Below are 21,390 nucleotides of genomic sequence, written 5' to 3' on the forward strand. Positions count from 1 at the left end.
TCGCCGGGTGCGTAAGACCGGATGTCGCCATAACAACCGGAAGGCTCCCACGTGGCAAACAGCCATGGGAGGGGCACCGGGGAGTCTCAGAGGGCCTTCTTCAGCACCCTGCTAGTCCTGGATGCTGGCGCCAAGATCCAGATCAAGGAGCCGCGCTCTCCGCAGGAATTCTGCCTGAGCCTTGAGTGCCATCCTCATGCCCCCGCGTGCGGGTATCCTGAGCGCGAATGGCTGCACGTGGGCTACCTATGGGCGACCCTAAGGCTCTACGCATGCGGAACATCGGTCAGGGACGCATCCTTGGGCACGATCAAGTCCCGCTACTAGCCGCCTGTCGCTGCCTCGTCAGCTACTGCCGGCCTGCTTGCAGCCCCCATCGGCGCCGGCGCCACCCGCCACCGGGGGCGGGCACCCCCTCCGCGCCGATCTTTCGCCAGGTTTGCGTTTGCGATTCCAGAGCGGCAAGTCTATGTGATACTGCCGAGCCGGAAGTGGACGGGCCGGGCCAGGGCGCTGCCGCCCATGGCAGCCTCGCCCGACACGCCCAGAACCACGCGATCCGCGGCCATCGCGGCGCGCCGAGAGGAGGCAGGAGGTCACATGATCAGGTTCTCCGAGAGGCAGCTCACGGCGCCGAAGCAGATGCGGCCTGTGTTCCTCGTGGCTGCCTGACAGAGTGACTTCCGGAAGACCTAACCGGAGAAGAAGACCGAGGAGCTGTGCGTCGAGGCCTTCCGGATGATGGCCATCGAGAACCAGCTCAAGGTCGACGGCACCCGGGAGCTGAGGCGCTACATCCACAGCTGCTACTACGGGCACACTGCCGACTACTTTGGCGACCAGCTGCTCGGCGAGGCGGTCATCCACGACCGGCTCGGCCTCGATCCGCTGGGCCACATCTACACCGGCCACTACGCGCTCATGGCCCCGCGCTACTGGAAGACCTTTGGCAAGTCCTCGCCCGCCTTCCGGCGCACGATGTCCAAGATCGCCGTCAAAAACCGCGGCTACGCCTGCTCGAATCCCTTCGCCCAGGCGCCGGCGCGGAACACCGTGAAAGACGTGGAGATCCCCCCCATCGTCGCCGATCCGCTGCGCTTCTACGACGCCTGCCTGATGAGCGTGGGCGCCTCCTGCGTGCTGCTCTGCGGGGAGGCCACGGCCTACACGCTCTCGGACAACCCGATGCGCTTCTGGATCGCCGCGGGCAGCCACACGCTGCGCACGGCCGATCGTCGGCGCATGGAGATCCCGCTGCTGCCGGCCGAGCGCGAGAGCGCCGCTGTCAAGCGGGCCTACAGGAAGCTCCCCGGCACTGAGAAGACCGAGCGCTACCCGGGCTTCACGGGCTTTCTCGCGGCGCGCATGGCGGCCTTCTACGCCTACGGGATGTCCGGCGTCGTCGACCCCTGCGAGGACCTCGACCGCGTCGAGTTGCACGACGCCTTCACGATCTCCGATATCCAGCCTGTCGGGCGGCCTCATCGGCTCGGGGCACGCCGTGGGCGCGACGGGCATCATGCAGGTCGCCGAGGTGTTCTGGCAGCTCCAGAACCACTGGGCCTACTTCCACGCGCGGCTGGAAATGTGGAAGCGCTTCGGCAAGGAGAAGCCGAAGGGCTTCGTCAACCTGCAGGTCCCCCGCGCGAAGCGCGGCTTGGCGATCAGCCACGCGGGCGTCGGCTCGCACGTCACCTGCTCGATCCTCATGCACCCCAGCGCGGTGATCAAGAAGTAGGAGGGGGACCATGGCCAAGCACGAATTCGAGTTCAACAACCTGAACCCGAGTGCGACGGTTCTGCGAAGCCTCGAGCCGATGGTCATCGAGAAGCCGCGCGCGCCCATCCACATCCACACCTACGGCGGCGAGGCGGCCTTCTTCAAGGGCCTCGCCAAGGGTCGGCTGATGGCGACGCGCTGCGAGAGTCGCACGTGCCAGGTCGCCGGCAAGGACAGGCACTTCTGCTTGCCCCCGCGGGTGTATTGCCCGGACTGCCTGGAGGCGATGGCCCGGCACGACATCACCGAGCTGGCGAGCAAGAAGGCGAAGATCCACACGCACATCACGGTGGCCCACCCGGCCGCCTTCAACCGCATGCTCTGCGCCGCGCTGCTGCTCGCGTCGATCTTCGCGGGGGCGGGCTGCGGCGCCGGCCTCGGTGGCGGCGGCGCACTCGAGCGCGCAAGCGAGCCCAACCCGCGCGTCATCGCCTTCTACTATCCTTGGTACGGCACGCCCGAGCGCGACGGCGAGTACCGCCACTGGGCGCACGCGCAGATGGGCGATGTCACCCCGCGCCGGCACTACCCCGGCGGCCGCGACATCGGCGCCGATTACTTCCCGGCGGGTGGCTGCTATTCCTCGAAGGACCCGCTGGTGCTGCGCCGGCAGATGGCGCAACTCGCCACGGCCGGGGTCGGCGCGCTGTGCACATCCTGGTGGGGCGAGGGCTCCTTCGAGGACGAGGCCCTGCCCGGCCTTCTCGACGCGGCGGCCGCGGCCGGCTTGCGCGTCTGCTTTCACCTGGAGCCGCTGCCCGGCCGCGACGCGGCGCTCTCGCGGCAAGGAATCGCTTCGCTGCTCGCGCGTTTCGGCACGCATCCCGCGCTCTGGCGAGAGGAAGGCGGCGGACGGCCGCTCGTCTTCGTCTACGACTCCTACCTGTCGCCGGTGGCCGAGTGGGCGCGCTTGCTCACCCCCGGCGGCGACCTCAGCATCCGCGGCACGGCGGTGGACTGCGCGGTGATCGGTCTCTGGGTCGAGGCGCGCCACGGCGAGGAGCTGGCCCGCGGCGGCTTCGACGGCGCCTACAGCTACTTCGCCACCGAAGGCTTCACCTACGGCGCGACCGCAGCGAACTGGCCGGCGATGGCCGCCTTCTGTCGCGAGCGCGGGCTCTGCTTCGTGCCCTGCGTGGGCCCCGGCTACGCCGACCTGCGCATCCGGCCCTGGAACGGCGCCAACCAGCGCGAGCGCGAGGACGGCGCCACCTACCGCCGCCTGGCCGCGGCCGCGCTCGCGGTGTCGCCGCCGCTCATCGGGCTCACCTCGTGGAACGAGTGGCATGAGGGCACGCAGATCGAGCCGGCCGAACCGGCCGCCACGGGGGACTTCGTCTATCGGGACTATGGAGAGCTGGGACCGGAGGGCTATCTGCGGCTCACGCGGGAGTGGACGGTGCGCGTCCCGACCGATCCCCCGCTCCGCTGCAGGGGCGCGGCGGCCGCGCCCTAGTCCGCCTTGCGCGCGAAGACGAAGCGATCGCGGCGCGCGTAGTCCTGCTCGAGCTCGACCGCCGCGAGCTCCGCCCCCACGAAGAGCGCCTTGACCGCCGGCCCCTGATCGGCGCCGATCTCCACGGCGAGCAGGCCGCCGGGGACGAGCCGCCCCGGCGCCTCCGCGGCCAGGCGGCGGTAGAACTCGAGCCCGTCGTCGCCCCCGTAGAGGGCTTCGGGCGGGTCGTAGTCCGTCACCTCGGGCGCGAGCAGGGGCGCCTCGTCCGGCCGCACGTAGGGCGGGTTGCTGACGATGAGATGCACGGGCGCGCCGTTGTCGGCAGGCAGGCCGTCGACGGCCTGGAAGTCCACCCGCGCGGCGACGCCGTGGCGCTTGGCGTTCGCGGCGGCGAGAGCGAGGGCGGCCGGCGCAATGTCGCTGGTCCAGATCGTCAGGTCGGGACGCTTGGCGGCGAGGCTGACGGCGATCACGCCGCTGCCCACGCCCAGCTCGAGCGCGCGCAGCGGGTGGTTGCCGAGGCGGCCGCCGCCCAGCGGGAAGTCCAGGGCCAGCCGGGCCAGCGCGCGCTCGACGAGCAGCTCCGTCTCCGGGCGCGGGATGAAGACGCCGGGCGCCACCGCGAAGCTGAGCCCGCAGAACTCGACGTCGCCAAGGATGTGCTGCAAGGGCTCGCGCGCGCGGCGCCGGCGCAGAAAGCCGCGGAAGGCGGCGCGATCCTCGGCCGTCAGCTCGCGCTCGTACTGCAGGTAGAGGTCCAGGCGCGAGAGCCCGAGCACGCGGCCGAGCAGGCACTCGGCGTCGTAGCGCGCGTTCTCGACGCCCGCGGCGGCGAGGTAGTCGGCGGCGGGGCCGAGCACCTCGAGCAGCGTCCAGACCGGCTCGGAGGCCTGCGGCAGCCCGTCGTTCACGCGTCCTCCGCCGCGAGCAGCTTCTCCTGGACGTCGAGCTTGAGGGCGTCCATCAAGTCGTCGAGGTCGCCGTCGAGCGCCGCCGGCAGGTTGTGCGTCGTGAAGCCGATGCGGTGGTCGGTGATGCGGCTCTGCGGAAAGTTGTAGGTGCGGATCTTCGCCGAGCGGTCGCCCGTGCCCACCATGCTGCGGCGCTGGGCGCTGATCTCGGCGTCGCGCTTGCTCTTCTCCAGGTCGTAGAGCCGCGCGGCGAGGATCTTGAGCGCCTTCGCCTTGTTCTTGTGCTGGCTCTTCTCGTCCTGGCAGCTGACGACGAGCCCGCTGGGCAGGTGCGTGATGCGCACGGCGCTGTCCGTGGTGTTCACGCTCTGCCCGCCGGGGCCCGTCGAGCGGAAGACGTCGATGCGCAGTTCGTTCGGGTCCAGCTCGACCTCGACCTCGTCCACCTCGGGCAGCACGGCCACGCTGGCCGCGCTGGTGTGAATGCGCCCCTGCGACTCGGTGGCCGGCACGCGCTGCACGCGGTGGACGCCGGACTCGTACTTGAGCCGCCCGTAGGCGCCCTCGCCGCGCACGGCGGCGGTGACTTCCTTGAAGCCGCCGGCCGCGCCCTCGCTGACGCTGAGCACCTCGATGCGCCAGCCCCTGCGCTCGGCGTAGCGCGAGTACATGCGCAGCAGATCGGCGGCGAAGAGGCCGGCCTCCTCGCCGCCCGTGCCGGCGCGCACCTCGAGGATCAGGTTGCGGTCGTCGTCGGGATCGCGGGGGATGAGCAGGCGTTCGAGCGCCTCGCCGAGCGCGGGCAGCTCGGCCTCGGCCGCGTGCTTCTCGGCCACGGCCAGCTCTTTCAGCTCGGGGTCGGCGCCGTGGAGCAGCGCCTCTGCCTCCGCCAGGCCATCCTGCAGCTCCAGGTAGCGGCGGCCGGGGCGGGCGACGGCCTGCAGGTGCTTCAGCTCGCCGCCCACCTCCTTGGCCAGACGGCGGTCGCCGAGGACGGCGGGGTCGAGCATCCGCCGCTCGAGTTCCGCGAGCCGCGCCAGCAGCTCGCGGATGCGCGGACCGAGGTCTCTCATTCGGCGTTCACCTCGCGGCGGGGCCGCGTCTCCTCGTCGTCGGCGCTCTCCGCCTCGTCCTCCTCGTAGTGCAGGGGCGGCGGCGAGAAGTCGGGCTCGAGGGCCGGCGTCAGGGCGGCCAGCTCCGCCGGCTCGAGGCAGGCGGACAGCGCCCGCAGCGCCACCTCGCACTGATCGCGGTCCGGCTCGCGCGTGGTCAAGCGCTGCAGCCAGAGGCCGGGCAGCACGATCGGCCTCAGCCAGCGGAACCAGCGCTCCTGGGCGCTGAGCTTGATCAGCTCGTAGGAGAGGCCGCCGATCACGGGCACGAAGGCGATCCGCAACAGGCGCTCGCCCACGCTCTCGGGTCGGCCCAGGGGCATGAAGACGAGGATCGAGACCACCATCACGAGCAGCAGGAAGCTGGTGCCGCAGCGCGGGTGCAGGCGCGCGCTGGCGAGGATGCTCTCGGGCGTCAGCGGCCGGCGCTGCTCGTAGCAGTTGATCGTCTTGTGCTCGGCGCCGTGGTACTCGAAGACCCGGCGCATGTCGCGCATGAGGCTGATCGCCCAGATGTAGAGCAGGAAGATCGCCAGGCGGAAGATGCCGTCGACCACGTTGAAGGCCAGGCTGCCTTCGGTGCCGGGCGTGAGATCGGTGAGCACGAGCGGCAGGTAGAAGAACAGGCCGAGGCCGAAGACGAAGGCGAAGACCATCGTCAGGCCGATGCCCAGCTTCTCCTTGAGGCCGTTGCGGGGCTTCTCCTTGCCGGGTTCCGCCGGCGGCATCGCCACCTCGGCCGAGTAGCTGAGGATCCGCATGCCGAGCACCATCGTCTCGACGAGGCCGATGGCGCCGCGCAGGATGGGCACCTTGGTCAGCTTGAGGCGGTGCAGGACGCTGCGGAAGGGCTCCTTCTTGAGCGCGATCTCGCCCGTGGGCGTGCGGACCGCGCAGGCGACGAAGTCGCGCCCGCGCATCATGACGCCCTCGATGACCGCCTGGCCACCGACCGCGAAGCTCTCTCTCTCTTCGGCCCTCATGCCTCTCCGCTCGGCTGGATCCCGCGACCGGGACCGCTAGCAAACGGGCGCGCCCCCCGCGAAGGGGTCGCGCCCGCTGAATTCCCGGCAGCTAGCCCTGCTTGTCGAGCTGCTTGCGGTAGTCCTTGAAACGCTTCTGGAATCGCTCCACGCGACCGGCCGTGTCCACGAGCTTCTGCTTGCCCGTGTAGAAGGGGTGGCAGGTGGAGCAGATGTCGACGCGGATCTCCGCCTGCGTCGCCCGGGTTTCGATCACGTTGCCGCAGAGGCAGATCACCTTGCAGGCCACGTAGTCGGGGTGGATTCCGGCTTTCATGGCGACATTCCCTCCTTGCCGACCGCGGGGCGCTGAGGGCCCCGATGGGTCAGGCGTTCATGGACTCCAGGAACTTCTGATTGGTCTTCGTCTTGGCCATCTTCTCGAGCAGGAACTCCATGGCCTCGACGATCGGCTTGTCGTTCAGGAAGCGGCGCAGGACCCAGATCTTGTTGAGCACCGCCTCGGGCAGCAGCAGCTCTTCCTTGCGGGTACCGCTGCGGAACATGTCGATGGACGGGTAGACGCGCTTGTCGCTCAGGCGCCGGTCGAGGATGATCTCGCAGTTGCCGGTGCCCTTGAACTCCTCGAAGATGACCTCGTCCATGCGGCTGCCCGTCTCGATGAGGGCCGTCGCGATGATGGTCAGGCTGCCGCCCTCCTCGATGTTGCGCGCGGCGCCGAAGAAGCGCTTGGGCCGCTGCAGCGCGTTGCTGTCGACGCCGCCCGAGAGGATCTTGCCCGAGTGCGGCACGACGGCGTTGTGGGCGCGCGCCAGACGCGTGATCGAGTCGAGCAGGATCACCACGTCGTGGCCGTGCTCGACCAGGCGCTTGGCCTTCTCGATCACCATGTCGCTCACCTGCACGTGCCGCTCGGCCGGCTCGTCGAAGGTGGAGCTGATCACCTCGCCTTGCACGTTGCGCTGCATGTCGGTGACTTCCTCGGGCCGCTCGTCGATGAGCAGCACGATCAGCTTCACCTCGGGGTTGTTGGCGCTGATGGCGTTGGCGATGTTCTGCAGGAGAACGGTCTTGCCGGTGCGGGGGGGAGCGGTGATCAGGGCGCGCTGGCCCTTGCCGATCGGCGTCATCAGGTCGATGACCCGGGTCGTCAGGTCGGTCGCCTTGAACTCGAGGTTCAGCTTCTCCTCGGGATAGAGCGGGGTCAGGTTGTCGAAGAAGACCTTGGCCTTGCCCTTGCCCTCGCCCGGGGCCACGTAGTTGATCGTCTCCACGCGCAGGAGGGCGAAGTAGCGCTCGCTCTCCTTGGGCGGCCGGACCTGGCCGGAGACGGTGTCGCCCGTGCGCAGGTCGAACTTCTTGATCTGGCTGGGGCTGATGTAGATGTCGTCCGGGCCGGGCAGGTAGTTGTAGTCCGGCGAGCGCAGGAAACCGTAGCCCTCGGGCAGCACCTGGAGGACGCCCTCCGAGAAGAGGAAGCCCTTCTGCTGCGTCTGGGCCTCGATGATGCGGAAGATCAGCTCCTGCTTCCGCATACCGCTGGCGCCCTCGATCTCGAGGCCCTGGGCGATATCGGCGAGGTTGGCCACCGCCTCCCGCTTGAGCTGGGTGATGTCCATCACCGCCCCGCTGGCGGTCTCCCGATCGACGGTATCGGGATCGCTGTCCTTGCCGTTGGGGTGCTCCCCCATGTCCAGGTGCTGGGGCTGGCGGTGGTTGCCGCCCCCGCCGCCGCGGCGGCGCTCGAAACCGCGCCGACGGCCGCGCGAGGTCTTCTCGTCAGTTTCTGCTCTCAATGGGTTCACTCCGGGCGATCGAGAGATCGGGATCCCGCGCATGGGCGCGGGAAGGGGGAAAACGTCGCTGGATGCGATGGGATCGGGGACGGGCGTCCGGGTCGCGCCCTGGAGGGCGCTTCAGGCTTCTAAAGTTACCCGATCCGCTACAAGCTGTCAAGCGCGGCCCGCGCTGGCGGGCCGCTGGAAGCGGCGCTGGACGGCGGCCGCCGTCCAGCGCCTAACAAATTCCGGGCCAACTACTCGACGATGATGTCCTTGATCGCGTAGCCCGCCACGTCCTCCTGCACGAAGGCCGCCGAGAAGTTGCGCTGGGCGCCCGGCCTGAGATCCTCCAGCTCGGTGAAGGTCTCGCCAAGCGACAGGCCCGCCGCATCCTTCAGTTCGATGGCCAGCTCGATGTAGGGCACGGTCGCCGTGCCCTTGTTGATCAGCATACCCTTGATGAAGCGTCCGCTGACGCCCGCCTCGAGGACGGCGATGCCGCCCTTCTCGAAGATCGCCTTGCTGATCTTCTCCTCCTTGGCCTGCTCGGCCTTGGAGAGCAGGGGCGTCGGCGTCACGTCGGCGAGGCCCTTGTAGGTCGCCCAGTTGATGTAGGCGTCCTCATAGAGCCGCTTGTTCTCGACGAAACCGGCGTTGTCCCCCGCATTGTCCGCTGCGATCGCCTTCTCCTTGTAGCACTGCCAGAGGATCTGGAAGACCGCGGGGTCGGTGCTCGCGAGGGTCTCGTCGATGAACAGGCCCGCCTTGATCGCCTCGTCGTACTTGCCGGCCTTGTAGTAGCTGAACTGCATGTAGAACCAGGCCTGCTCGAGATTGGGATCGAGCTGGACGGTCATGTTCAGGTACTTGGCCGCTTCGTCGTACATCTCCGAGTTCAGGTAGGCGATGCCGGCAAAGAGCGGCACGTTGACGGTGTTGTCGTCCGTCACGCCCAGGTCGCGGCGGATGTCGGCCGCCTTCCCGTAGGCCTCGCCCGCGTAGACGTAGTAGTCGCGGTAGGTCTCTTCCTTGCGCTTGTTGGCGCGCAGGTTCTCGGCCTTGTCGAAGAGCACGCGGGCGAAGCTCTCGTGGGGTCCGAAGAGCTGGCCGAGCTCGCCCGTGACCGAGCGGTACTTGGTGAGATAGGGCTCGCGCGCCTCGCCCTCGCTCTCGATGTAGAGGTTGCCGAGCACGGCGGTGAGGGCGCGGGCCGTCTCCTCGCGCTTCTCGGCCTCGGTCTCCTTGCTCAGACCGATCTCGAAGTTGTCCACGGCCAGCGTCGCGTTGGCGAGGAAGTCCTCCTTCGCGTAGTTGCGGAGCTTCTCGGCCTTCGTCCAGTAGGCCTTGGCGAGATTGGTGTAGCCGGCCGGGTTCTCGGGATTGGCCTGGGTGGCCGTCGTGAAGTACTCGATCGCCAGCTCGGTCTCGTCCCGCTGGGAGGCTTCGACGCCGTTGTTGAAGACCTCGGCGAAGTTGTGGTCGATGTTCTGCTGGGCCATCTTCGCCCGGTCGGGCTTGAGCTCCGCGGCCTTGCGGAAGTTCTCGTAGGCCGAGGAGTAGTTGCGCAGCATCGACTGGCTGAGGGCGCGGTAGAAGTAGGCCTCGCCGTCGTTGGGGTTGACCCGCAGGGCCTCTCCGCAGAGGGAGTCGGCCTCCTCGAACTCGCCCTGCTGGTAGCGCAGGATCGCGCTCGAGGTCTGCATCGAGTTACAGCCGATGGCGAGGGCGAGCAGACCCAGGAGGGCCACCGTCAGCGCGTGTCTCTGTCTCATCCCAGAACCGTCCTCCTTGGATCGAGGGGGATCCTACCCGCCGCCCCAGGGGCGACCGGACCGAGCGAATGCGTCTGTGATTGTGTTGGGGTCGAGGGGCGGACCAGCGCAAAGCTAGCGGCCACAAGGGGAAAAGTCAAGGCCGGCCCCGGCTAGAGGAGGCTCTCCGGGTCGACGTCGATCTCCAGGGCCAGGGCGCCGCTGCGGCCCAATCGCCGGGCGATGTCGGCGAAGAGCGGCGCCAGGCTGCGCTTCTGGCTCGCGTCCAGGCGACCCTTGACGAGGATCTGCTGCCGGAAGCGCTCCTTGAGCCGCGCGGGATAGGCCTCCACCGGGCCCAGAATCTCGGTCCGGCCCGGCGGCGCGCCACCGCCCGCGGCCGCTTCTGGCCAGCGTTCCCGGCAGGCCGCCGCCAGCCGGAGCGCCGCCTGCGCGGCCAGCTCCGCCTCGGGCGCGCTGACCAGCAGGGAGACGAGGCGCCGGTAGGGCGGGTAGCCCAGCGCCCGCCGCTCGGCCAGCTCCCGCTCGACGAGCGCGCCCAGCTCGCCCGCGGCCAGGGCCCGCAGGAGCGGGTGCTCGGGCGCGTAGCTCTGGACCAGCACGCGGCCGGGCCGCTCGCCCCGTCCGCTGCGGCCCGCCACCTGCTCGAGAAGTTGCCAGCTGCGCTCGGCGGCGCGGAAGTCGGGCAGGAAGAGGCCGAGGTCGGCGTCCACGACCCCGACCAGGGTGACCTCGGGGAAGTGGTGCCCCTTGGCGATCATCTGCGTGCCGAGCAGCAGGGCCGGCCCCGGCGCCGCGAAGCGGGCGAGGATCTCGGCGTGGGCGCCGCGGCGGCGCGTGCTGTCCAGGTCCATGCGGTGGATCGGCAGGCCCGGAAAGCGCAGGCCGAGCTCCAGCTCGAGCTGCTGCGTGCCGGCGCCCAGCAGCACCCAGCGCCGGCTGCCGCAGGCCGGGCAAACCGGCTCGGGCGCGCGCTCCTGGCCGCAGTAGTGGCAGATGAGCCGCTCGCGGCGCGAGTGGTAGACGAGCGGGATCTCGCAGCGCGAGCAGCGGCGCGTCTCGCCGCAGTCGCGGCAGAGGCGCAGGCGGCTATGACCCCTACGATTGAGCAGGAGGATCGCCTTCTCGCCGCGCGCCGCGCAGGCACCGATGGCCTCGGCCAGGGGCGCGGCGAGCAGGCCCGTCTCGGCGGCCATCGGCAGGACCTCGATCATGGGACGCGGTAACCCGGTCACCCGCTCGGGCAGGCTGAGCAGGCGGTACTTGCCGCGGCGGGCGTTGTCGAGGCTCTCGAGCGCGGGCGTCGCGCTGCCGAGCAGCACCGCCGCGCCTGCCGCCTGGGCGCGCAGCATCGCCACGCTGCGGGCGTGGTAGCGCGGCTTCTCGGTCTGCTTGTAGGAGCTGTCGTGCTCCTCGTCGATCACGATGAGTCCCAGGCGCCGGCAGGGCGCGAAGACCGCCGAGCGCGCCCCGAGCACCACCTGCAGGCGGCCCGCGCGCAGGCCCTCCCAGACGAGATAGCGCTCCCCCGCCGAGAGCCCGCTGTGGAAGACGCCCACGCCCTCGCCCAGGCGCGCGCGGAAGCGCTGGGCGGCCTGGGGCGTGAGGCTGATCTCGGGCACCAGCACGATGGCCTGCTTGCCGGCCGCCAGGCAGCGGGCGATGGCCTGCAGGTAGACCTCGGTCTTGCCGCTGCCGGTGACGCCGTGGAGCAGGAAGCGCGCGAAGCCGCCGGCGTCGAGGGCCTCGACCAGGGCCGCCAGGGCCGCGGCCTGGTCGGGGGTGAGGCGCTGGGATCGGTCGGCGGGCGGCAGGGGGGCCGGCGCCGGGGCGCGCGGGCGCTTCATCGGCTTCACGGGCAGCATGCTGCGCAGCACTTCCCCAAGGCTGGCCGCATAGTAGTCGGCGAGCTGGCGCGCGAGGCGGAGGAGCCCGGCGTCCAGCCAGGGCTCGGGGTCGAGCAGTTCGCCGACGGGCTTGAGCTTGGCCGGATCGGCGCGCAGGCCGGCCTCCAGCTGCGCGGCGGCCAGGGGGCCGAGGACGAAGCCCGTCTCCTCGCCGGCGCCGAAGGGCACGCGGACGCGGCAGCCCGGGGCGGGCAGGGGCATCTCGGCGGGCAGACGGTAGCTGAAGCTGCGGTCCAGGGGCAGCGGGAGCGCGACGTCGACGAAGCGCTCGCCCGCGGCGCCGCCGGCGGGTTCGCTCACGGCTCTCCTCGTCCTCGTCGAGGCGGCGAGGGCTAGCCGCGGGCGGGAGGCGCGCCGCGGCGCCTCTGTTCTCGCACGCCCGCCCGCGCGGCGCAAGGGGCCGCGCGGGCCGCAAACGGAAAGGCCGCCCCTCCCCGCGGGAAGGACGGCCCTCGCCGTGCACGCCGGGTGGCGGCCTACTGGCCGCCGGCCTGGATGCCCAGGATCTCCTGGACCCGGGTGATCAGCTTGTTGGGGCTGAAGGGCTTGGTGATGTAGTCGTCGGCCCCCACCTCGAAGCCCTTCTTGCGGTCGCCGTCGCGGCCCTTGGCCGTGAGCAGCAGCACGGGGATGTGCTTCGTCTCCGGCATTTCCTTGAGTCGCCGGCAGGTCTCGTAGCCGTCGAGCTTGGGCATCATCACGTCCATGACGATCAGGTCCGGCCGCTCGCTCACGGCTTTCTCGAGCGCCTGCTCGCCGTTGGCGGCCGTGACCACTTCGTAGCCCTCGGCACCCAGGCTGAAGTCCAGGATGTGGAGGATGTAGACCTCGTCGTCGACCACCAGGACCTTACCCTGAAACACGGCGACTCCTTTCCCTCGACTGCTCGCCCCCGCAGGGGCGCCCGGGCTCAGTCGAGCCCGGGTTGACTGTCCATGTCGTTATCGGCAGGCACGGTCTGCGCTGAAGGCCGGCCTGCGCCCGCGTCGCCCCGCAAGGGGCGCGGGCGATCCAGCTCCGCGTGCTCCGCGTGCAGGGCTGCCAGCTCATCGGCCTCGATCCAGGCCTTGTCGCGCAGCATCTGGAGGAACTGCAGCACCAGACGCGGATCGAACTGCCGGCCCGAGCAGCGCACCAGCTCGCGCGCCGCCTCGAACGGCACGTGCACCGGCTTGTACTTGCGGGGCGCGGTCATCGAGCAGTAGGCATCGATGATGGCGACGATGCGCGCGCCGAGCGGGATCGTCTCGCCGCAGAGGCCGTCCGGGTAGCCGTCGCCGTTGAACCACTCGTGGTGATGGAGGACGATCGTGCCCACGGCCTCCATCGCCTGGATGTCCTCGAGCAGGCGCGCCGCCTGGCGCGGGTGCTCGTGCAGCTTCTGCCGCTCGCTGGGGCTCAGCGGGCGGTCCTGCTTCTCGATGTCGAGGCCGATCTGGGCCATGGCGACATCGTGGAAGTTCGTCGCCAGGCGCACGTCGCGGGCCAGCTCCATGTCGGCGCCGGCGCGATCGGCCAGCTCCCAGGCGAGCAGCGCGGGGTCGACCTTGGCCGGCACGCGGCGCTGGCCGCTCTGGAGCAGGTCGCGCACGGCGCGCATCGCCCGGCGCAGCAGGCGGCCCGGGTCGCGCTGCGCCGCCGCCTCGCCGATCACGCGGCCGATGCGGTCGACGATGCTCTCGACGAGGAGCTGGTCCTCCTGCCGGAAGATCGGCGTCCGCCGCCGCGCGACGAAGCTGCCCACGCTGCGATCCTTGAAGTAGAGCGGCACCGCGACGAGGCTCGCGTCCGGCTCCACGGCGATCAGCGCGCCGCCGCGCTGCAGCGCCTGCGTGGCGACCTTGGCCGCCTGGAGCAGGTTCTCGCAGTCGTCGGTGGCCCAGTAGAGCTGCAGCTCCTCCGGCGTGCCGAGGAAGAGCAGGCAGTCCTCGGCGCGCGCGACGTGACCGATCCAGTCGACGGCCAGACGCAGGAACTCCTCCACCTCACCGCTCTGCTTGAGCTCCAGCGGCGTGCCTTCGAGCCCGAAGCCGTCGCGCGCGATCGGCAGGTCGAAGGTGAAGGTGGCGCCGGCGCCAGGCGCGCTCTCCACGCGAACGTGGCCCTGGTGCTGCTCGACGATCTCCTTGACGATCGCCAGGCCCAGCCCCGTGCTCTGGCTGTGGTTGTCGCCCTGGCCGCTGCCCTGGTAGAAGCGCTCGAAGATGTGCGGCTGCTCCTCGAGCGGGATGCCGACGCCCTGGTCGATGACCAGCACCTCGATCGCATCCTCGCGACGGCGCGCGCTGACGGTGATCGTCTGCCCGCTCGTGCTGAACTTGATCGCATTGCCGATCAGGTTGATCAGCACCTGGCGGATCATGCCGGGATCGGCGAAGACGGGCGGCAGCTCCAGCGGCACCTCGATGGCCAGGTGCATGTCCTTCTCCTGGAGGTGCACCTCCAGCGCCTGGGCGCAGGAGTCCACCACCCGGCGCAGGCGCACCGGGCGGCGCTCCATCACGCGGTTGCTGTAGTCCAGGGCGGAGATCTCGAGGATCTTGCCGGTCATGTCGATGAGGCGGTCGGCCTCCTCGCGGATGACGAGCAGGAACTCCTCCATCGCCTCGTGGTCGCCGCGGCGGACGTTGGCGAGCAGGGTGTCGACCGAGGCCTTGATCGCCGTGAGCGGGGTCTTCAGCTCGTGGCTGGCCACCGAGGCGAACTCGCTCTTGGCCTGGTTGGCGTAGGTCAGCTCGTCGACCTCGCGCTTGAGGTCGGCGATCTGCTCGGCGAACTCGTCGAGCTTCCGGCCGTGGCGCAGGGTGCTCATCATCACGCGGGCGGTCAGCTCGAAGGTCTTCTCGTCGCCGCGGCGGAATTCGCAGGGCGCCGCGCTGCCGACGACGAGCAGGCCCGCCGCCTCGCTGCCGCTGCCGAAGCGGACGGCGACGAGGGAGCCGAAGCCGGCCTTGGCCGCCATCGCCGTCTCGCCGAAGCGGGGATCGGCCGCGAGGTCGGACACGAAGAGCGGGGCGTTGAAGGGCTGGCTGCGCAGGAGGTTCTGGATCTCGACCAGCCAGGGGCGGTGGTCGTAGTTGCGGTCGGCGAAGCCGAGCACCGTGAGGTGGTCGTCCCCGTCGGTGTCCTGGAGCAGGAGGGCGCCGTACTCGGCGCGCAGGAGGAGCATCGCCTCCTGCAGACCCATGCCGGCCAGCTTGCGCACGTCGTCCAGCGAGCGCACGCCGAGAACGACCTCCGTGATCTGGCTGAGGTCGCGCAGACGGGCCCAGAGGTAGCGCTCGCGCGTGAGCCCGGCGCGGGCGGCGCGCTCCTCGCGCGCCAGGAAGAGCAGCAGCAGCAGCGAGACGACGCCGAGCAGGCCGAACTCCACGCGCAACGCGCGCGGCCCGACGACGGCGGCCGCCGCCAGCACGAGCGTCGCAATCGCGAAGACACCCATCCAGGAGCGGCGCAGCCGGCGCAGGAGCCGGCGCACGCGTCGGGTCGGCTCGCGCCCGGGCAAGCCGCCCTCGAGCCGCTCCAGGCCGTCCATCTGCTCGCTGGAATCCTGCACGCGCTGTGCCTCGCTTCGCTAGGCCGTTTCCGGCTCGGCTTCCTGCGCGATCGGCTCCTCGGCCGAGTCGCCGGCGCCGCGGCCGCGGCGCTCCTTGACGACGGTGCTGCCCTGGAATGTCTTGCCGTACTTCTTCAACTCGAAGGCGGCATCGCTGATCTGGCCGACGTGCGTGTAGCGACGCCCCTCGTTGATGACGATCGCCACGGTCAGGCTCATCAGGGGGATGCGCAGCTCGCTGCCCTGGCGGTCGAGCACGCTCAGGTGCCCGCGCTCCCAGTCCTCGCGACGGAAGAGCCGCTCCTTGAGCAGGTCGAAGGCCTTCACCGTGCGCCGCGCGATGTCCTCGGCGAGGTCCAGCGGCGCCACCATCACGAAGTCGTCGCCGCCGACGTGACCGGCGAAGCCCTCGTGGCCGGTGTCGTGGATCGCCTCGGTGAGGATGCCCGCCAGCATGCGGATCGCCTCGTCGCCCTTGGCGTAGCCGTAGGTGTCGTTGAAGCCCTTGAAGTTGTCGATGTCGACGTAGAGGAAGGCGAAGTCCTCCTGCGTCGCCAGGCGGCGGTTCAGCTCGGACTCGATGGCGGAGTTGCCGGGCAGACCGGTGAGCGGATTCGCCTCGCGCTGCTTGCGGGCCAGGGTGAGCGTGTTCTTCACCCGGACCAGCATCTCCTCCTGGTCGTAGGGCTTCATCAGGTAGTCGTTGGCGCCTTGAGCCAGGCCGGCAACCCGATCTTTGACCGAGCTGCGCGCCGTGAGCATGATGATCGGCGTCTGGCCGATGCGGTAGTCCTGGCGGATCTGCCGGCAGACCTCGTGGCCATCCAGGCGCGGCAGCATCACGTCCAGGAGCAGCAGGTCGGGCTCGTGCTTGCGCGCGAGGAAGAGACCGGTCTCGCCGTCCTCTGCGGTCAGGACCTCGTAGCCGGCCTTCTGCAGTTGGTACTCGAGGATGCGGCGGATTGCCGCATCGTCCTCGACGACGAGAATCGTGGTGGGATTGTTCATCACCCCGAGGTCCTTCCAGCGCTGCACGATACCCACGTCAAGTCGGCGTCAGCTGTCGCCGACCATTGCCCGCGATTGCAATCCATATGCCCGACGGGTCTAGGTATCGGCAGCGGCGGCTCACGCTTGACGAGGAATCGGCCAGCCGCCACAGCGCGCCGCGCCGGGCCGCGATCGGCGCCACAGGGGCAGCCCGCGGCAGGATCGGGAAGGGCGCGACCGGGGCGGCCGCGGGAGGAAGCGCGCGGTCAGTCCACACCCCAGGAGCGCAGGCCGCCGCGCGAGAAGGGCGCGAGGCTCGCGCCGGCCGCACGCCCCGCGGCGAGGCGCCAGGCGCCCGCGCAGGCCACCATCGCCCCGTTGTCGGTGCAGAAGCGCGGTCTCGGCGCGTGAACCGCCAGGCCGCGGGGTTCGAGGAGGTCGCGCGCGGCGGCGAGCAGAGCGCGGTTTGCGGCGACGCCGCCGGCGATGTAGACGGCCATCGCCTCCCGCCCGCGCAGCGCGCGCTCGAGGCGATCGAGGAGCTGCCGGATCACCGCGGCCTGGAAGGAGGCGCAGTAGTCGGCCAGGCCCTGGCCGGCGAGCGGCCCGGCCTGCTCCCAGGCCAGGCGGGCGGCCGTCTTGAGCCCCGAGAAACTGAAGTCGAGGCTGCGGTCGCCCAGGCGGGCGAGCGGAAAGGCGAAGGCCCGCGGGTCGCCCGTCAGCGCGAGGCGCTCGATGATCGGCCCGCCCGGAAAGCCGAGTCCTGCCAGCTTGGCCGCCTTGTCGAAGGCCTCGCCGGCCGCGTCGTCGCGCGTGGTCGCGAGCAGGACGTAATCGCCCGGGGCGCGCAGGTGGAAGATCTGGCTGTGCCCGCCCGAGACGACGAGCGCGAGCGCGGGGAAGACCATGTCCCGCTCGAGGTGGTTCGAGGCCAGATGCGCCTCGATGTGGTGCACGCCGAGCACGGGCCGCCGCCAGGCTTCGCCGAGGGCCTGCGCGAAGGCGAGGCCGACCAGCAGCGAGCCCAATAGGCCCGGGCCGCGCGTGACGGCGATGGCGTCGACCTCGGCGAGCCCGAGGCCGGCGTCCGCCAGGGCGGCGCGCAGCACGGGCGGCAGGTTCTTCAGGTGCGCGCGGCTGGCGACCTCGGGCACGATGCCGCCGAAGTCGCGGTGCTCGAGCTGCGTGGCGAGCAGGCTGGCGAGCGTCTTGCGCTCGCTGCAGTAGAGGCCGACTCCGCTGTCGTCGCAGCTCGTCTCGATGCCGAGGATGATCACGGCGGGCCTTTCGCTCGCGGGCCGGCGCTTGCCGGCGCGCGGCTGGTGGTCACCATTGCCAGAGATCCCGCGCTTCCCCGCGCAGCTCCCGCCAGGCCTCGGGCAGCCAGTCGCTGAGATCCCCCGCGCAGAGGGCGCGGCCCAGGCGCTGCGCGGCGAGGCGGCCGGCCTCGGCGTGCAACCAGGCGCCCAGGCGCGCCGCGTCGAGCGGCCGCTCGGGCATCTGCGCGAGCAGCGCGCCGAGGAGCCCCGTCAGCACGTCGCCGGTGCCGCCCCTGGCCATTGCCGGATCGCCGCCCGCCACCGTGTAGAGGCGGCCGTCGGGGCCGCTGATCTCCGAGGGCGCGCCCTTGTGCAATAGGACGACGCCGGGCCGCTGCGCGGCGATGAGCTGCGCCTCGCGATCCGCGTCGAGGGCAGCGGCGCTCGTGCCGAGCAGCGCGGCCAGCTCGCCCGAGTGCGGCGTCAAGAGCCGCGGGCCGGGCTGCGCGGCGAGCGCGGCGTAGTCGCCGGCGAAGGGCATGAGACCGTCGGCGTCCAGCACGGCAGGCAGCGCGAGTTCGCCCAGCCACTCGCGCAGGAGGCGCTGCGTCTCCTCGCCGCGATCCAGGCCCGGCCCGATGGCCACGGCCTGGACGCGCGAGGCGGCCTCGCGCAGCACGGGCAGGGCGCTGGCGGCGAGGCGGCCGTCGCCGTCCTCGGCGAGGGCAATGGCGATCGCCGAGGGCCACTTCACCTGCACGAGCGGCACCAGGGAGGCCGGCACGGCGACGGTGACCATGCCGACGCCGCCGCGCAGCGCGCCGCCGGCGACGAGCAGGGGCGCGCCGCCGTAGCGCCGGCTGCCCGCCACGATCAGCAGTGCGCCGCGGCGGTACTTGTGCCCGGCCGGATCCTGCGCGGGGACGAGGCGCGCCGCCACCGCGCGGTCGACGAGGCGCCGCCGGCCGCTCTCGGCGGCCAGTACGGACTCGGGGAAGCCGATGTCCACCACCTCGACCTCGCCGGCTGCGGCGCGGCCGGGGTAGTAGTAGAGGCCGAGCTTGGGCAGGCCGATCGTCGCCGTGAGCTGGGCGCGCACGGTCTCGCCCGGCCCGGGATCGAGGTCGCCCGAGAGGCCGCTCGGCACGTCGACGGCGAGCACGGGCCGCCCGCAGCTGTTGATCGCGCGCACGGCGCCGAGTGCCGGCTCGCGCAGCGGCGTCTGGACGCCGGTGCCGAAGAGGGCGTCCACCACCAGGTCGCAGACCGCGAGCTCGGACGCGAAGGCAGCCGGGCCGCCGGGGTCGGAGAACTTGCGCAGGGTGGGATGCAGGGGGATGAGCTGGTGCAGGGCGCCCTTGGCGTCGGCGGCGAGATCGAGATCGGCGGCGAGCACGGTGATCGTCACCTGCGCGCCGGCCTGGATCAGGTGCCGCGCGATGACGAAGCCATCGCCGCCGTTGTTGCCCTTGCCGCAGACGACCAGCACGCGGCGGCCGGCGAGCGGCAGGCGGCTGCGCCGGCGGATCACCCCGAAGACGCCGCGGCCGGCGCGCTCCATCAGCTCGGGCCCCGGCACCAGGCCGCCCTCGATGGTCAGGCGGTCGATCCTGCGCATCTGCGCGCTGCTGACGAGCCGCATCCCCACCCTCCGCTACTGCGTGTTCAGGATGAGCGGCAGGCCGTCCTGCCCGCCCACGATGACGACCTTCGCGTTCGCGCTCTCGGCGAGCTTCTGCGTCGCCTCGATGCCCTTCCAGCGCAGCAGGTTCTGGTTGATGCCCTCGCTGACGATGGCCTGGAAGTCCGCGATGCCCTGCGCCTCGATCTTCTTGCGCTCGGCCTCCTGGCGCTCGCGGTCGAGCACGAAGCGCATGCGCTCGGACTCCTGCTCGGCCTGCAGCTTGTTCTCGATCGCCTGCGCGAGCTGCGGCGGCAACGTGACGCTGCGCAGCAGCACCTGCTCGAGGCGAATGCCGCGCTCGGCGAGGATTGGCCGCAGGGCGCCGGTGATCGTCTCGGCGATGGCCTGGCGCTGGCTCGTGTAGAGCGCCTTGGCCTCGTAGGCCGTGGTCGCGCCGCGCAGCTCCGAGCGCAGAGTGGGCACGACGAAGATCGCCGCGTAGTCCGGGCCGATCGTGCGGTAGATCGCCGCGGCCTTGGTCGGTTCGACACTGTAGAGCATCGAGATGTCCAGGCTCATGTTCATGCCCTCCTTGCTGGGCACGCTGGCCGTCTCGGTGATCTCCTGGGTGCGCACGTCCATCTCGCGGATCGTGAGCAAGGGGTTGACCAGGTGCAGGCCCGGCGCGAGGGCGCCGTCGCCGATCTTGCCGAAGAAGTCCTTGAGGCCGACGTGGCCGGCCGGAATCGAGACGATGGACTGCGCGAGCACGCCGATCACACCGACGAGGGCGAGCAGGCCGCCGATCACGCGGCCGAAGCGGGCGGCGGGGGCGGTGAGGCGGCGGGCGCGGTTGAAGAGGGCGATGCCGGCGACGGCGAGCAGCAGGAAGAGGATGAGGCCCATGGCGTCCTCCCGGGTGGGGGTTGGCGGCGCGCGAGCGGACGGGGCGAGTGTCCCCCCGGTCGCAAGAGCCTGTCAACGAGTGATGGCCGGCCGGCTTGCAGCGCGCGCGCGGCGCCGCCTATACTGCGCCATGCTCCAGGCCGACCGGCTCGTTGCGCGCCTCGGGCCCTGGTTCCTCCTCGCGGTGACCGGGCTCTGCTTCCTGCTCTACCAGGTGATCCAGTGGCCCTTCTATGCGCGCGGGCCCTGGTGGATCGGTGTCGGCACCAGCCTGGCCGCGGGAGTGGGCGTCGTGCTGCCGCTCTTCACGCTGACGCGGCGGCTGGGCATCCCCTTCCGCGCGCAGTTCCAGATCGAGCGGCCGGCACTGGTGCCGAGCCTCGCCGTCGCCGCAGCGACCCTCAGCCTGGTGCCGCCCCTGGGCATCCTGACGGCGGCGATGGCGCGCTACGTCCCGCCCGAGGCGGCCTACCTGCGCTGGGTGGCGACGCTCCGGCCCGAGAGCCCGCTGGGCTGGCTGGCCGTGGTCTTCGCGCTGGTGCTGGCCGGCCCCCTCGCCGAGGAGCTGATCTTTCGCGGGCTGCTGCAGCGGCTGCTCCAGCGCCTCCTCGCGCGCCCGGTCTGGCTGGCGCGGCTGGGGTTCAGCCGCGGCGGCCTGGCCGTGCTGATCGGCGCGCTGCTCTTCGGCGCCGTGCACCCGCCGCACTCGATCCCGGGCGCGGCGCTGCTCGGCCTCTTCTTCGGTGCGCTGCTGCTGCTCCTCGGGAATCTCAGCTACCCGCTGATCGCCCACGCGATCTGGAATCTGGCCAATCTCGTCATGCTCCAGCAGAGCGGCGGCGACCTCGAGCGGCTGATCCAGACGCCCTTCGCCGAGTCCTCGGCGCTCTGGCTGCTCGTCAGTCTTTTCCTCTTCGTCTTCTTCAGCCGGCTCTGGCTGCAGGCCCGCGTCTAGGCGCACGAAAAAGCCCCCGCCCGCGGGCGAGGGCCGAGAAGGCAAGGGGACGGCGGGATCCCTACTTGTTCGAGGGGCCCAGCGGGCGGCCGAGGCTGACCTCGCCGTTGTCGATGCGGATGTTGAAGCCGCAGCCCGGGTTGTTGCAGACCCAGGCCTTGTACTGGATGGTCGCGCCGTCGCGGCCGTAGTCGGACAGCGGCAGCAGGTGGCCGTTGTCGCAGTTCAAGCACTTCGGGAAATGCTCCATGGATCCCGGCTCGAGGGGTTCGAGCCTCCACCTCCCTTTCACACCGAGGGGTCACAGATTGGCGTTGCCGTGGTCGCCCGAGTCGGGCGTAGGGCGGAATTTAGCCCGCTCACCCGAGAAGTCAAGCGAGCGGCCGGCCTTTTCTGCG

Annotated in this window: 17 protein-coding genes; 3 read left to right on the forward strand and 14 right to left on the reverse strand. The window is 70.9% G+C overall.

Features of this window, described 5'->3' with window-relative positions; translation table 11 throughout:
* Positions 1–738: 738 nt before the first annotated feature.
* A complete protein-coding gene (locus tag FJ251_03150) occupies positions 739–1,782 on the forward strand; it encodes a hypothetical protein (GenBank protein ID MBM4116725.1) in 1,044 nt (347 codons plus the stop codon).
* Positions 1,749–3,236, forward strand: a complete 1,488-nt coding sequence (locus FJ251_03155) for an alpha-mannosidase (protein MBM4116726.1) — start codon at positions 1,749–1,751, stop codon at positions 3,234–3,236. The genes FJ251_03150 and FJ251_03155 overlap by 34 nt, the downstream gene beginning before the upstream one ends.
* On the opposite strand, the gene prmC is transcribed toward FJ251_03155, so the two are convergent.
* The 13 genes from prmC to FJ251_03220 form a co-directional block, all read right to left on the reverse strand.
* On the reverse strand, positions 3,233–4,147 hold the full coding sequence (prmC, locus tag FJ251_03160) for a peptide chain release factor N(5)-glutamine methyltransferase (protein ID MBM4116727.1): 915 nt from the start codon (positions 4,145–4,147) through the stop codon (positions 3,233–3,235). The genes FJ251_03155 and prmC overlap by 4 nt on opposite strands.
* A complete protein-coding gene (gene prfA / locus FJ251_03165; protein MBM4116728.1) occupies positions 4,144–5,220 on the reverse strand; it encodes a peptide chain release factor 1 in 1,077 nt (358 codons plus the stop codon). The genes prmC and prfA overlap by 4 nt, the downstream gene beginning before the upstream one ends.
* Positions 5,217–6,242: a DUF1385 domain-containing protein gene (locus tag FJ251_03170; protein MBM4116729.1), complete on the reverse strand. Its 1,026-nt coding sequence runs from the start codon at positions 6,240–6,242 to the stop codon at positions 5,217–5,219. Before FJ251_03170 ends, prfA begins: the two co-directional genes overlap by 4 nt.
* Before the next feature lie 91 nt (positions 6,243–6,333).
* The gene (gene rpmE, locus FJ251_03175) at positions 6,334–6,558 is read right to left on the reverse strand and encodes a 50S ribosomal protein L31 (GenBank protein MBM4116730.1); all 225 of its coding nucleotides are present in this window, start codon (positions 6,556–6,558) and stop codon (positions 6,334–6,336) included.
* Positions 6,559–6,607: 49 nt separating this feature from the next.
* Positions 6,608–7,861, reverse strand: coding sequence for a transcription termination factor Rho (rho, locus tag FJ251_03180; protein MBM4116731.1), 1,254 nt, complete (start codon positions 7,859–7,861; stop codon positions 6,608–6,610).
* 416 nt (positions 7,862–8,277) lie between these two features.
* Positions 8,278–9,795 carry a tetratricopeptide repeat protein gene (locus FJ251_03185; GenBank protein ID MBM4116732.1) on the reverse strand — a complete coding sequence of 506 codons (1,518 nt, stop codon included), beginning with the start codon at positions 9,793–9,795 and terminating at the stop codon, positions 8,278–8,280.
* Positions 9,796–9,947: 152 nt separating this feature from the next.
* On the reverse strand, positions 9,948–12,002 hold the full coding sequence (gene priA, locus FJ251_03190) for a primosomal protein N' (GenBank protein MBM4116733.1): 2,055 nt from the start codon (positions 12,000–12,002) through the stop codon (positions 9,948–9,950).
* A 176-nt stretch (positions 12,003–12,178) separates the two neighbouring features.
* The gene (locus FJ251_03195) at positions 12,179–12,565 is read right to left on the reverse strand and encodes a response regulator (protein ID MBM4116734.1); all 387 of its coding nucleotides are present in this window, start codon (positions 12,563–12,565) and stop codon (positions 12,179–12,181) included.
* A gap of 47 nt (positions 12,566–12,612) precedes the next feature.
* Positions 12,613–15,258, reverse strand: a complete 2,646-nt coding sequence (locus tag FJ251_03200) for an HD domain-containing protein (protein ID MBM4116735.1) — start codon at positions 15,256–15,258, stop codon at positions 12,613–12,615.
* Between the two features lie 18 nt (positions 15,259–15,276).
* On the reverse strand, positions 15,277–16,293 hold the full coding sequence (locus tag FJ251_03205) for a response regulator (protein MBM4116736.1): 1,017 nt from the start codon (positions 16,291–16,293) through the stop codon (positions 15,277–15,279).
* A gap of 221 nt (positions 16,294–16,514) precedes the next feature.
* Positions 16,515–17,525, reverse strand: a complete 1,011-nt coding sequence (tsaD, locus tag FJ251_03210; protein ID MBM4116737.1) for a tRNA (adenosine(37)-N6)-threonylcarbamoyltransferase complex transferase subunit TsaD — start codon at positions 17,523–17,525, stop codon at positions 16,515–16,517.
* A gap of 49 nt (positions 17,526–17,574) precedes the next feature.
* Entirely contained in the window at positions 17,575–19,149 is a 1,575-nt protein-coding gene (locus FJ251_03215) for an NAD(P)H-hydrate dehydratase (GenBank protein MBM4116738.1), read from the reverse strand.
* Between the two features lie 12 nt (positions 19,150–19,161).
* The gene (locus FJ251_03220) at positions 19,162–20,028 is read right to left on the reverse strand and encodes a prohibitin family protein (GenBank protein ID MBM4116739.1); all 867 of its coding nucleotides are present in this window, start codon (positions 20,026–20,028) and stop codon (positions 19,162–19,164) included.
* Positions 20,029–20,119: 91 nt separating this feature from the next.
* Here FJ251_03220 and FJ251_03225 point away from each other — a divergent pair, with 91 nt between their 5' ends.
* Positions 20,120–20,992, forward strand: a complete 873-nt coding sequence (locus tag FJ251_03225) for a CPBP family intramembrane metalloprotease (protein MBM4116740.1) — start codon at positions 20,120–20,122, stop codon at positions 20,990–20,992.
* 61 nt (positions 20,993–21,053) lie between these two features.
* Here the strand turns inward: FJ251_03225 and FJ251_03230 are convergent, their stop codons facing one another.
* Positions 21,054–21,242, reverse strand: a complete 189-nt coding sequence (locus FJ251_03230) for a hypothetical protein (protein MBM4116741.1) — start codon at positions 21,240–21,242, stop codon at positions 21,054–21,056.
* Between the last annotated feature and the right edge of the window lie 148 nt (positions 21,243–21,390).

Source organism: bacterium (genome assembly GCA_016873475.1).
In the GTDB taxonomy this organism is placed as follows: Bacteria; Krumholzibacteriota; Krumholzibacteriia; order JACNKJ01; family JACNKJ01; genus VGXI01.

Bases quoted from the DNA above. Each gene is read 5' to 3' on its own strand.
- FJ251_03150 (MBM4116725.1), top strand. From the start codon at position 739: ATGATGGCCATCGAGAACCAGCTCAAGGTCGACGGCACCCGGGAGCTG.
- FJ251_03155 (MBM4116726.1), top strand. From the start codon at position 1,749: ATGGCCAAGCACGAATTCGAGTTCAACAACCTGAACCCGAGTGCGACG.
- prfA (MBM4116728.1), bottom strand. From the start codon at position 5,220: ATGAGAGACCTCGGTCCGCGCATCCGCGAGCTGCTGGCGCGGCTCGCG.
- FJ251_03170 (MBM4116729.1), bottom strand. From the start codon at position 6,242: ATGAGGGCCGAAGAGAGAGAGAGCTTCGCGGTCGGTGGCCAGGCGGTC.
- rpmE (MBM4116730.1), bottom strand. From the start codon at position 6,558: ATGAAAGCCGGAATCCACCCCGACTACGTGGCCTGCAAGGTGATCTGC.
- rho (MBM4116731.1), bottom strand. From the start codon at position 7,861: ATGGACATCACCCAGCTCAAGCGGGAGGCGGTGGCCAACCTCGCCGAT.
- FJ251_03185 (MBM4116732.1), bottom strand. From the start codon at position 9,795: ATGAGACAGAGACACGCGCTGACGGTGGCCCTCCTGGGTCTGCTCGCC.
- FJ251_03215 (MBM4116738.1), bottom strand. From the start codon at position 19,149: ATGCGGCTCGTCAGCAGCGCGCAGATGCGCAGGATCGACCGCCTGACC.
- FJ251_03225 (MBM4116740.1), top strand. From the start codon at position 20,120: ATGGCCGGCCGGCTTGCAGCGCGCGCGCGGCGCCGCCTATACTGCGCC.
- FJ251_03230 (MBM4116741.1), bottom strand. From the start codon at position 21,242: ATGGAGCATTTCCCGAAGTGCTTGAACTGCGACAACGGCCACCTGCTG.